Annotated in this window: 1 pseudogene; it reads left to right on the plus strand. The window is 68.7% G+C overall.

The annotated features are described in order from the left end of the window. Positions 1–77: 77 nt before the first annotated feature. Positions 78–326: pseudogene (locus FS767_RS21895) on the plus strand (sugar transporter); the annotation flags it as partial.

Consider the following 326-nt stretch of genomic DNA (forward strand, 5'->3'; position numbering starts at 1 on the left):
GGCTGGTCGCGCGAGAGCCTGGCCGCCACCGCGCAAAAGGTCCTGCGCGGCACCGCGCAAGAGCTGCAGCTGCGCTGATGGCCCTGCAATCCGTCCACAAGGACTACACCCTGGCGCCCCGCGCCAGTGGCCGCCTGTCCTGGCTGGAAACCCTGCTGGTCACGGCGGCCGCCCTGGGGCTGGGTTTCTGGCTGGTGCCGGAAGATCCCCTGATGGTCGGCCTGGCCTTTCCCTGGGTGGTGTTCGCGCCCATCCTCATGGGCGTGCGCTATGGCTTCATGCGCGGCCTGGTGAGTGCCAGCCTCTTGGTTGTGGCCCTGCTCTAT

It is taken from the genome of Pseudomonas sp. DE0010, from assembly GCF_007680745.1.
Taxonomy (GTDB): domain Bacteria; phylum Pseudomonadota; class Gammaproteobacteria; order Pseudomonadales; family Pseudomonadaceae; genus Aquipseudomonas; species Aquipseudomonas parafulva_B.